At 28.9% G+C, this 11,548-nt stretch carries 12 protein-coding genes; all 12 read right to left on the reverse strand.

Annotated elements, in window-relative coordinates; translation table 11 throughout:
- Positions 1-156: 156 nt before the first annotated feature.
- The 12 genes from KGF45_RS15315 to cbiD all read right to left on the reverse strand — a co-directional run bounded on the left by KGF45_RS15315 (position 157) and on the right by cbiD (position 11,540).
- Positions 157-735: a bifunctional precorrin-2 dehydrogenase/sirohydrochlorin ferrochelatase gene (locus KGF45_RS15315; RefSeq protein ID WP_227829044.1), complete on the reverse strand. Its 579-nt coding sequence runs from the start codon at positions 733-735 to the stop codon at positions 157-159.
- 167 nt (positions 736-902) lie between these two features.
- Positions 903-1,868 carry a porphobilinogen synthase gene (gene hemB / locus KGF45_RS15320; protein ID WP_227842857.1) on the reverse strand — a complete coding sequence of 322 codons (966 nt, stop codon included), beginning with the start codon at positions 1,866-1,868 and terminating at the stop codon, positions 903-905.
- A 15-nt stretch (positions 1,869-1,883) separates the two neighbouring features.
- Positions 1,884-3,383 (reverse strand): uroporphyrinogen-III C-methyltransferase, encoded by a 1,500-nt coding sequence (gene cobA, locus KGF45_RS15325; protein WP_227842858.1) that lies wholly within the window; start codon positions 3,381-3,383, stop codon positions 1,884-1,886.
- Positions 3,373-4,278: a hydroxymethylbilane synthase gene (gene hemC / locus KGF45_RS15330; RefSeq protein ID WP_227842859.1), complete on the reverse strand. Its 906-nt coding sequence runs from the start codon at positions 4,276-4,278 to the stop codon at positions 3,373-3,375. The genes cobA and hemC overlap by 11 nt, the downstream gene beginning before the upstream one ends.
- Before the next feature lie 29 nt (positions 4,279-4,307).
- Complete coding sequence (locus KGF45_RS15335; RefSeq protein WP_227842860.1) at positions 4,308-5,786, reverse strand: cobalt-factor II C(20)-methyltransferase; 1,479 nt, start codon at positions 5,784-5,786, stop codon at positions 4,308-4,310.
- Between the two features lie 18 nt (positions 5,787-5,804).
- Positions 5,805-6,557, reverse strand: coding sequence for a precorrin-6A reductase (gene cobK / locus KGF45_RS15340; protein ID WP_227829049.1), 753 nt, complete (start codon positions 6,555-6,557; stop codon positions 5,805-5,807).
- Positions 6,554-7,279, reverse strand: a complete 726-nt coding sequence (gene cobJ / locus KGF45_RS15345) for a precorrin-3B C(17)-methyltransferase (RefSeq protein WP_227829050.1) — start codon at positions 7,277-7,279, stop codon at positions 6,554-6,556. The genes cobK and cobJ overlap by 4 nt, the downstream gene beginning before the upstream one ends.
- Entirely contained in the window at positions 7,276-8,433 is a 1,158-nt protein-coding gene (gene cbiG, locus KGF45_RS15350; protein ID WP_227829051.1) for a cobalt-precorrin 5A hydrolase, read from the reverse strand. Before cbiG ends, cobJ begins: the two co-directional genes overlap by 4 nt.
- A complete protein-coding gene (locus tag KGF45_RS15355; protein WP_227436149.1) occupies positions 8,399-9,151 on the reverse strand; it encodes a cobalt-precorrin-4 methyltransferase in 753 nt (250 codons plus the stop codon). The genes cbiG and KGF45_RS15355 overlap by 35 nt, the downstream gene beginning before the upstream one ends.
- Positions 9,144-9,719, reverse strand: coding sequence for a decarboxylating cobalt-precorrin-6B (C(15))-methyltransferase (locus KGF45_RS15360; RefSeq protein WP_227829052.1), 576 nt, complete (start codon positions 9,717-9,719; stop codon positions 9,144-9,146). The genes KGF45_RS15355 and KGF45_RS15360 overlap by 8 nt, the downstream gene beginning before the upstream one ends.
- On the reverse strand, positions 9,709-10,317 hold the full coding sequence (locus KGF45_RS15365; RefSeq protein ID WP_227829053.1) for a cobalt-precorrin-7 (C(5))-methyltransferase: 609 nt from the start codon (positions 10,315-10,317) through the stop codon (positions 9,709-9,711). The genes KGF45_RS15360 and KGF45_RS15365 overlap by 11 nt, the downstream gene beginning before the upstream one ends.
- Positions 10,314-11,540 (reverse strand): cobalt-precorrin-5B (C(1))-methyltransferase CbiD, encoded by a 1,227-nt coding sequence (cbiD, locus tag KGF45_RS15370; RefSeq protein ID WP_227829054.1) that lies wholly within the window; start codon positions 11,538-11,540, stop codon positions 10,314-10,316. The genes KGF45_RS15365 and cbiD overlap by 4 nt, the downstream gene beginning before the upstream one ends.
- Between the last annotated feature and the right edge of the window lie 8 nt (positions 11,541-11,548).

Raw genomic sequence — 11,548 nt, forward strand, 5'->3', positions numbered from 1 at the left:
TCTGGCTTTATGGTTTGTTTCTTGTTTTATAAATTAACCTACTGTTTAATTTTCAAAGTTCATTTTTCATGTTTGCCCTTTTCTTAAGGACAAGTAATACTATATCACCTTAAAAATAATTCGTCAACAGCTTTTTAATATTTTTTTCAAAAAACTTTATACATTAAACTTTTTTAATTCATCTAAATCAAGTGCTATCAACATATTAAGTATACTTTTTCTTTTATTCTTATCTTGATATTTTTTTATAACTTCTTTTCTAATCTCACCTAACACATTCAAATATTCCTCATAATCCTCAGTATATTTTTCTTCAAGCTCCTTTTTTATTTTTGAAGACAAAGATGGACTTTTTCCCCCTGTGGATACACTTATAAGTAAATCACCTCTTTTTACATAGGATGGAATGGTGAAATTTGATATTTTTACATTATCAACAACATTTACTAGTTTTTTATTTTCTCTGCAATATAATCCTATTTCTAAATTCAACGCCCTATTATCTGTAGCAGCAATTATCACAGAACTACTTTCTATATATTCTTCTTTATAATTGTCTTTTATTATATTTATGTTCCCTTCTAAATCATAAAACTTATTTAAAATATGTTTAGAAACTACAGTAACACTCTTATTAAAATCTAGAAAGTTTTTGCATTTTCTATATGCAACCTCTCCTCCTCCTATTATGACTACATCTAAGTCATCTAATTTTAAGTTAATAGGATATAGCATTTTTACCCTCCAAAATTTTTATTAAATACATAAACAAATATAGAAATTGTAAGGTCACTCATATTTTCATTTACTAGGACTATAGAGTACTAGACTTGTAGATAAAATAGTTTAAAATAACAAATTACAATTTCTATACTTTTCATAATACTTTATATTTTAATAGCTTATTTTCTTAATAATTTAGCAATATCTTTAGCAAAGTAAGTTATTATTATATCTGCTCCTGCTCTCTTTATAGATGTGATTGCTTCAAGAATTACATCTTCATTTAATAATCCTTCTTTAACAGCTAACTTAAGCATAGAGTATTCTCCACTTACATTATAAGCAGCTAAAGGCAAATCAAAATTATCTTTAACTCTTCTTATGACATCTAAATATGATAATGCAGGTTTAACCATAAGTATATCTGCACCTTCTAATATATCAAGTTCCGTTTCTATCATAGCTTCATTGCTATTTGCAGGGTCCATCTGGTATGTCTTTCTATCTCCAAATGATGGTGCTGAATGAGCTACTTCTCTAAAAGGCCCATAAAAATTTGAAGCGTATTTAACACTGTAAGCCATTATACCGATATTTTCCAGACCATTTTCATCTAAAGCTTCTCTTATTGCGTGTATTCTTCCATCCATCATGTCAGATGGAGCAACCATATCTGCTCCTGCTTTAGCATGACTTACAGATATCTTAGCTAAATATTCTAATGATTTATCATTATCAACATAACCAGTATCTGTTAAAATTCCACAATGCCCATGACTTGTGTACTGACACATACAGACATCTGTTATTACATTTATATTTGAATCTATTTCCTTTATCTTTCTAATCGCTTTTTGTACTATTCCATTCTCATTAAACGCTTGTGATGCACATTCGTCTTTTTCATCTGGTACACCAAATAACATTATATGTTCAATTCCCAAATCTCTTATTTCTTTTATTTCTTCTTCCAACATGTCTATTGATAAGTGATAAACATCTGGTAAAGATTTAATTTCTTCTTTTACATTCTCACCTTCTACTACAAATAGAGGGTATATTAAATCTTCCACATTTACTTTAGTTTCTCTCACCAAATTTCTTATTGCTTTACTTGCTCTTAGTCTTCTTGGTCTTCTTAACATCTCAATCCTCCAAAATTAATTTTCTATAATTAAATCTACTAATCCATTTATTGTAGATGTTGTAGCCTCTTTATATAAATTTATTCCTAAATTATTTATTGTCTCTGTAGTTATAGGCCCTATAGACAATACTTTTATTTTATCTAAGATTTTAATATTTTCTTTTCCTATAATCTCAATAAGATTATTTACTGTTGATGAACTTGTAAATGTTATATAATCTATCTCATTAGAATTTAAAATATCTAATATCTCATTTCTTTTATCTTCATCTATCACTGTTCTATATGTATGTATTTCTGTTACTTCACAAATATCTTTAAGTTTATCAACTAAATAGTCTCTAGCATTTTCTGCTCTAGGTATGAGTATCTTATCATTGTCATTTAAAATTGGTGCTAGCTCTTCATATAATGATTCTGCTACAAATTTTTTTGGTACTATATCTGCTATAATTCCTCTTTTTTTCAATTCACTTGATGTAGCTGAGCCTATAGCACATATCTTTAGATTAGACAATATTCTTGAATCAAAATTCATTTCATAAATCTTCTCAAAAAATATTTCTACTGCATTTTTACTGGTTAGAACTAGATATTTATATTCACTTATATTTTTTATTTCATTTTCCAATTTAGTATTATCTTGTATTTTTTCTATCTTAATAGTAGGTATCTCTATTGGATTCCCACCTAAATCCATTATCTTTTCAACTAATATACTATTTTGATTTCTAGACCTAGTTACAGCTATACTTTTTCCAAATAAAGGTTTACCTTCAAAGAAATTCAGTTTTTCTCTAAGTCCTACAACACTTCCAACTACTATAAGAGTTGGTGGTTTTACTTCTTCTTTGATAGCAACTTCATATACATTTTCAAGTGTAGATGTAACAACCCTTTGATTATACCTAGTTGCCCAACTTATAAGAGCAACTGGTGTATCTTTGCTTTTTCCCTCTTTCATCAAGTTTTCACTTATTTTCTTCAAGTTAGAAATCCCCATCAAAAACACAAGAGTACCTTTATTGTTTGCAAGAGCATTCCAATTTAATTCTCCACTATCATCACCTTTCAAATGACCTGTTATTACATGAAATGATGAAGCATGGTCTCTGTGTGTTATAGGAATACCCGCATAGCATAAGCCTCCTATTGCAGAAGTTATCCCTGGAACTACTTCAAACTCTATACCTTCATCCACTAGAGTCTCTGCTTCCTCTCCACCTCTACCAAATACATAAGGGTCTCCACCTTTCAAACGAGTCACAAGTTTTCCTTCTTTAGCTTTTTCTGATATAACTCTATTTATATCCTCTTGTGGTAAAATATGATTGCTTGATGCCTTTCCTACATATATAAATTCACAATCTGGTTTAGCTTCTCTTAAGTAACTACTATTTGCTAATCTATCATATACTATTACATCTGATTTTCTTATACACTCTAAACCTTTCATAGTCATGAGTTTATAATCACCTGGTCCTGCACCTACTAAGTAAACCTTACCCTTCATAATTTTCATACTCCTTCAATACAAGTTTAGCTAACTTTAAACCTAACTCTCTAGGAGAAGAAATATCTCCTTCTATGGACTTAATTACTATTTTATTTCCATCTGAATCACCATATAAACCAGTAAGATGTATTTTATCTTGATTTATTTCACAATAAGCCGCCATTGGGATATGACAACTTCCATTCACACCATCTAAAAATCCTCTTTCAGCTAATATTTGGATTTCTGTATCATTATCTTTTAGCGAGTTCACTATTTCCTCAACATCACTATCATTACTTCTTATCTCTATAGCTAAAGCCCCTTGAGCAGGTGCTGGAATAACAACATCAACAGGTAAATAAGAACTTATTTTATTTTGTAAATTAGCCCTTATTATTCCTGATGCAGCTAATACTATTCCATGTAGATTTTCATCTTTGATTTTTCGTATTCTAGTCTCTACATTTCCCCTAACTTGAACTATGTTTAAATCAGGTCTTTGCTTTAATAATTGAAACTTTCTTCTTTTACTCCCTGTTCCTATTACTGCTCCATGAGGTAAATCATCTAAGTTTTTATATTCATCTCTAAGTATTAACACATCTCTTGGGTCTTCTCTTTTAGGTGTATGAGCAAATTTTAGCCCATCTGCTAAATAAGATGGCATATCTTTCATACTATGTACTGCTATATCTATCTGTCCATCCAATAATTGTTGCTCTATTTCTTTTACAAATAAACCTTTATCGCCTATCTTATCTAAGGAAACATTTTGAATTATATCTCCTTTTGTTTTTATAATTTTGATTTCAAAATTAATATGAGGATATTTCTTTTTTAGCTCATTTATTACCCATTCAGTTTGTATAAGTGCTAGATTACTACCCCTAGTTCCAACCACAATATTCATATTAAATCTCCTTTAAGTATTACATTCGTCTATTTTATTTTGTTCTCTTTATTTACTAGTATTGTAGAAAAATAAGATATCTTATCTTCAAGGTGTGCTTCTCTTAAATCCTTAAATACAGTTTCACTATCTTGAGACGAATTACTAACTAAAATAGCATGTTCTATCAGATTATATTTTTCTAATTTTTTTATTATTTCTTTAAAATTTTTATACACTTTCATTAACACTATGGAATTATAATTTTGTAGAGCATTCTCTATCTTATCATCTTCCATAGTACAAGGAACTACTACTAATGCTTCTCTATCCATAACCAATGGAAAATTTTGATTAGATGCTATATTCGAAAATGAAGAAATTCCTGGTATAGTTTCTACTTCTATCTCATCTACTATTCTGTTCATTATATACACATATGTACTATAAAGCATAGGGTCACCCAGTGTTACAAATCCTACATTTTTTCCATTATTAACATCTAAGATAATTTCCTCTGCTACATTGTCCCAAGCTAGTTCTTTTTCATTTCCGTCAAAACTCATTGGGAAATGTCTAGATTTTATCTCTAATGATTCTGGTAAATATTCATTAACTATTGATAATGCCAAACTTTCTCCACCCCTTTTTGACTCTGGAGTGTATAAAATATCTAGTTTTTTTAGAGTATTAACTGCTTTTATTGTAAGTAAAGAGCTATCTCCTGGTCCTGTTCCTATACCATAAAACTTAGCAGTTTCTGCACATTTAAGAGCATGACGAACAAATTTATCTTGTATATAAGGATTTTCTCCTAGCCCTTTTAAATAAATTTTCACATTAAATCCATTATCTTCAAGTATTGTCTTCCAAGAATCCTCTTCATCTCCTGCCATATCATTTATAGCATGGTCACCTGCAACTAGCATAAATGGCATTAAATTTATAGTTTTTATATTTCCTTCTTTTAATCTTCTCATTACATGTTCTATTTCTGGATAACCTTCAACTGTACCAACATAAGCATTTACTCCATTATCTCTAAGCATATATTCTAAGGCTGGGTATGCTGAATGAGACTCATGAACTGTTCCATGTCCCATAAATACTACTGCTTCATCACTTTCCATATGAGGAATTTGATGTTTAATTGCCTCTACTGATTCTTGATAGTCCTCTATGTGAGTAAGTAAAGGTCTACCTAATACAAGTTTTTTAAATTTAGAAGAATAGCTTTCTACTTGTTCTTTTAGCTTATTAAATTCTTCTCCACATATAATATGAAGCGTTTGAATTATTACTTCTTCATACCCTTGCTCATATATTTTATCTAAAGCTTGTATAGGGTTGTCTATTTCTATGCCATCTCTTTTCTTTATTTTGTTTATTATCATGTTTGATGTATAAGCTCTAAAAAAATCATAATTTTTTAATGAATTTTTTATTTTATTTTCACATGCATCTATTGTCTTTTCTCTTGTTTCATGATAGCTTGTCCCAAAACTTACTACTAATAAGGCTTTCTTCATATCTTCTCCTCCTAAAAATCACACAATTACGTCTTTAATTTTATTTATGTCATTAATTACATTTTCATAGTTAATCGATTCTCGTTTAATAATTACTACTGGTATATTGAGATTTTTACATGCATTTACTTTTTCTAAAAAACCTCCTGCTACCCCACTTTCTTTTGTTATAACTAAATCTACATCATAATGTTTATATGTTTCTTCGTTTATACACTGGCTAAACGGACCCTTCATTGCTATTATATTGTCTGCATTTAAACCTAATTTTTCACAACTTAAGATAACTTCACTTGTTGGAAGAACTCTAACCACTAAATTTTTATTACTTATTTCTTCTACAAATCTGTTTAAGTTTTTACTTCCTGTTCCTATAAATATATTTTTTCCTATTTTATTTGCAATTTTACAAGCTTCTTCAATTGTATTTACTATAAACTTATTGTCATAATTTATTTCTTCTATTAAGGATTTTCTTTCAAATCTTGTATATTCTATGTTTGATAACTTTGCACAAGTAATAGCATTTTTAGATACTTCAACTGCATAAGGATGAGTAGCATCTATTATTCTAACTATATGATTATCCTTTATAAACCTTAGCATCTCTTCTTTTCCAAGCTTACCTAAAACTATATTATTTGCATGTTTTTGTGCAAGTTCTTTTCCATATTCTGTAGTTACTGAAAGTACATAGGGATGATTTCCCAATTCATTTATTCTATCACATATGGCTAAACTATCTGAAGTTCCTCCTAAAATCAAAATCATACTGTATAACCTCTTGGAGTTATCATCAGTTCACCATCAATATAAGTAGATTTATTTCCGATTATAACCATAGTAGTCATATCAACTTTTTCAAAATCCATATTCTCAAAAGTACATATAAACTTAGTTTCTTTTTCTCTACCTACATCTTTGACGACTCCAACAGGTGTATTTCCATCTTTAAACTCTCCCATTATTTTAAATGCTTTACTTAGATGTTCACTTCTTCCCTTACTTCTTGGATTATATAGACATATTACAAAATCAGCTTCTGCAGCTAACTTTAATCTTTTTTCAATTACTTCCCATGGAGTCATTAAATCACTTAAACTTATATGGCAGAAATCATGCATAATAGGTGCTCCAAGTATAGCCGCTGCACCAATACTAGCAGTAACACCTGGAATTACTTTAACTTTTATATCTTCACTTTCCTTAGATATTAATTCTAAAATAAGTCCTGCCATTCCGTATATACCAGCATCTCCACTACTTATAACTGCTACTTTTTTCCCTTTTTTTGCTTCCTCTACTGCTTGTTTACATCTATCAACTTCTTGTCTCATACCATTTTGAATTACTTCTTTATCACTTATAAATTCTTCTATTAAATTTATATAAGTCTTATATCCAACAATAGCCTCAGAGTCCTCTATTGCTTTTATCGCCTCCAAAGTCATTGTATCTTTACTGCCTGGTCCAATTCCTACAACATATATCATATTTTTATTCTCCCTACTGAAAAAGTTATTCCTTTATATTTATGTTTTTCAACTATTAAGTTCCCTTTACTTAAAAGATATGCTACAGGTTCTGCTACTGAATATACACCTACATTTTTTTTCACAAAATCAGATTTATCAAACATATCATCAACCTTGGATATTTCATCCCTTGAAAATGTCTTAAATGGCACTTTTAGTTTTTTTGCTAAATCAATGATTGCATTTTCATCTTTTTTTAGTTCTATACTTCCAATTATTTTCACAGCTTTAATATCTATATTTTGTTCCTCAAAAAATTCTAGTAAAGAATCAAACATCAACTTACTATCTGTGTATTTTCTACACCCAATCCCTATAACTATATCTTTTGGAATCACTTTTATTATTTTTTCTCTGTAATAATTATGCGTAAAGTTATTATCCATCTCTAAATTATCTATCTCTAAACTTTCAATATCTTTAGTAAAATTTATCTTGTTGCTTACTATAACTATTCTTTCTATATCTTTATTTAAACAACTATCTTTTAATTCTTTACTACTTTTTATAAGCTTAAATCCTCTAGTGTCAACTTGATAGCCTTCCTCAACATACAAACCAACACATTTGCCATTTACTAACATAGAATTTACTTCTTTTACATTTTCTCTAAAGTTATCAATATAAGCATTTAATTTTTTTGCTATCATATCTAAAGAAGCTTTTTGGTTTACATCAGTAGCTGTTGTTATTACTGGATTCGCATTGATAAGACTACTTATATAATGTGTTAAACTATTTGCTCCTCCAACATGTCCACTCAATAAACTTATTACATTTTGTCCTTTCTCGTCTATCACTAGAATTGCAGGGTCACTAAACTTACTTCTTATATATGGTGCTATACTCCGTACAACTATCCCTGTCGCCATTATAAATATTATGTACTCAAATTTATTAAATACCTCTCCTACAAAATCACTTAGTTTTTTTTGTATTATTTGCACAGAATCTTCCTGACTAATAGATAAAGTACCTTTTTTATTTTTTATTTGATATACAATACAATTGTCTACTAAAGATTCTATCTTTCTAGCTAAATTTTTTCCGTTTTCAGTAATACAAATTATAGCGATATTACCCTCTATACTCATGTTTAAAATCCTTATCATATAACTTTGAATTATTATATTCTTCTCCTAAAAATCTACCTACCATTATTAAAGCCGTTTTATTTATGTTATTTTCTTTAACTTTTACAGCTATATCATTTAAAGTTCCTTTAACTATTTTTTCATCCGCCCACGTAGCTTTATATATAACTGCTATAGGTGTGTCCTTTGGATAACCGCCTTCTAATAATTTAGATACAACCTTCTCAATCTCTTGAACAGATAAAAATATTACCATAGATGTCTGATGCTTAGCATAAGATTGTATTGATTCCTTTTCAGGAACTGGAGTCCTTCCTTCCATTCTCGTTATAATGACACTTTGAGAAATTTCAGGAACTGTATATTCCACTCCTAGAGATGAAGCTGCTCCTAAAAAAGAACTCACTCCTGGTGTACAATCATAGTCTATATTCAATTTATTTAAATCTTCCACTTGTTCTCTAATTGAACCATATATAGAAAAATCTCCTGTTTGTAATCTCACAACAGACTTGTTATTTTCTATACCATCTCTCATAACATCTATTATTTCTTGTAAATCCATATGTGCACTATTATGTATTTGACAATCTTCTTTACAATATTCTAAAAGCTCAGGATTGACAAGTGACCCTGCATATATTACTACATCTGCATTACTTAATAGTTTATACCCTTTCAAAGTTATTAGTTCTTTGTCTCCAGGTCCTGCTCCTACAAAATGTACTTTATTCATCATCATTTTCCCCTTTTTCACAAGATATTATATATATAGGATTTAGTGGTTTAAAATATTCACCTTTTCCCAGTTTCTCTAGTTTAGAAACATTTAAAACACATACATCTATTTCTTTAAACCCATATTTTCTAAGTAACTTTAGAGTTTGGTTAAATGTTTCTATGATTATAAAATTAGCTACAAGTCTTCCTCTTGTAATTAAAGTTTTTTTAGACCATGCTATTATTTCTTCTAAGTTATTTCCAGTACCCCCAAGAAAAATAGAATCAACTTTAGTATTTAAGTTTATGTTTATCGGTGCATAGCCTTTTATTACTTCTATATTTTTTAAATTGAACTTTTTTATATTTTTTTCTATAAGCTCTACAGCATCATCATTTTTCTCTATAGATATAACATTTAAATTGGGATAGTTATATGCAGCTTCAATGCTTACACTTCCTGTACCAGCACCTATATCTATGAAATTCTTAGCATTTACTAAATTTAGTTTGCTTATTGATATTGCTCTAACTTCTTCTTTAGTAATTGGAACCTTACCTGTTATAAATTCACTATTCTTCATCTAAAATCACCACAACATTCATTCCGAAATTGTCCATTCTTATTATTTCTTCTGGCTTTGCTATTGTTATTTTTTCATTGTTGTATGATAAATTCTCACCTACAACAATAATTTTATTTAAATTTCTATCTATTATTTCTTTACTTATTTGCTTTGGCCCTATCTTAGAATCTGTAACCATACATACTTTTTTATGTGATAGTATATAATCGAAATCTGGTATTTTACCATGACTACTGGTAATATATAAATCATTCATATCAACATATATCCTTGAAAATATATATTGTAAAGAACTAATTCCAGAAACCATATTTAACATCTTATTATCAATATTTTTAGATAAATATTTACCTATACCATATATCAATGGGTCACCTGAAGCTATTATTGATATTTGCTTTTCACTATTGTTATTTATATACTCTACAATTTCTCTTAAATTAGAATCTAATATTATTTTTTCTCCTTCAAAGTTTTTTACAGATTCTAAATTCCTTCTGCCACCAATTAATACATCTGAAGTAGAAATTAAATTTTCACCTTTTTTTGTTATATAGTCTAAGTTACCAGGCCCTAAACCTATTATATTTATCATATAAAAACCTCCACTAAAGCATCTGTATTATCTGATTTTCCTAACAAAGACTTATCCATTGAAAAAATTATTACTTCTACATCAATATCATCTACATCTTCATTTAAATACTGCTTTACTCTATCTCTACATTTATTACTCAATATATTATAAACCTGTTTATATTCGCTATTATTTATTAACTCTACAGCTTCTTCAGCCGTTAAACACTGATTTATTTTATGTAAAAATTCATGTGTAGCTCCCATTAAAGCTAGATTTGCCACTAATATCTCACTTCTAGCATCAGCTACTTTACTATGAGTATTAAAAATTCCAGCTGATACTTTTATAAATTTACCTATATGCCCAGCCATCAATATTTTTTTATATCCTATTCTTTGAGCCTCTTTAATCATATAACCTATAAAATTACTGGTTCTTACTACATACTTAATATCTAAGTTCAGTTTCTCTCTTATAAATTGTTCTCCATGATTTCCTGGAACTAATATTATTTTGTCTAAACCTTGTTCTTTTTTCATTTGGAGCTCTATAGATAAAGATTTTTTCCATCCCTCATCGCTCATAGGCTCAACTATCCCAGTTGTACCTATTATAGATATTCCTCCAACTATTCCTAACCTTGGATTAAATGTTTTTTTTGCGATTTCTTCTCCTTGTGGAGCAAAGATTGTTATTTTTAAAACTTTATCATACCCAAACATAGATTCATAATCACTTTCTATAAGCTTTATTATTTCTTGATTTATCATCCTTATTGGAGTTGGATTTATAGCAGGTTTACCAACACCTACACTTAATCCTTTTTTAGTTACTACTCCAATACCAGTTCCACCATAGACCCTAATAAATTTATAGAGTTCACTTTGACACTCTTCACTAATATTTATGTTATCAATATTTTCTAAGGTAAGATAATTATTGCTATCATCAGTTTTAGATATAATTTCAGCTCTTGCATAGATATCCATAGTATGTGTTGCATCTATATCATCTCCACCATCTTTTTTTACAGAACATTCTACAAAGTCATCAGAAATGTTTACATTATCAACATTTAATGATAGCGGTATTCCCTTAGGAGTATCTATGTTTATAGTATCAATTTTATTTTTTGTAATCATCATATATACAGCAGCCTTAGATGCACCTGTAGCACAAGAACCTGTAGTATATCCTCTACGATACTTTTTCCCATCTATATATACATATTCTTCCATATAGATAC

Source organism: Clostridioides sp. ZZV14-6154 (assembly GCF_020657785.1).
Taxonomy (GTDB): Bacteria; Bacillota; Clostridia; order Peptostreptococcales; family Peptostreptococcaceae; genus Clostridioides.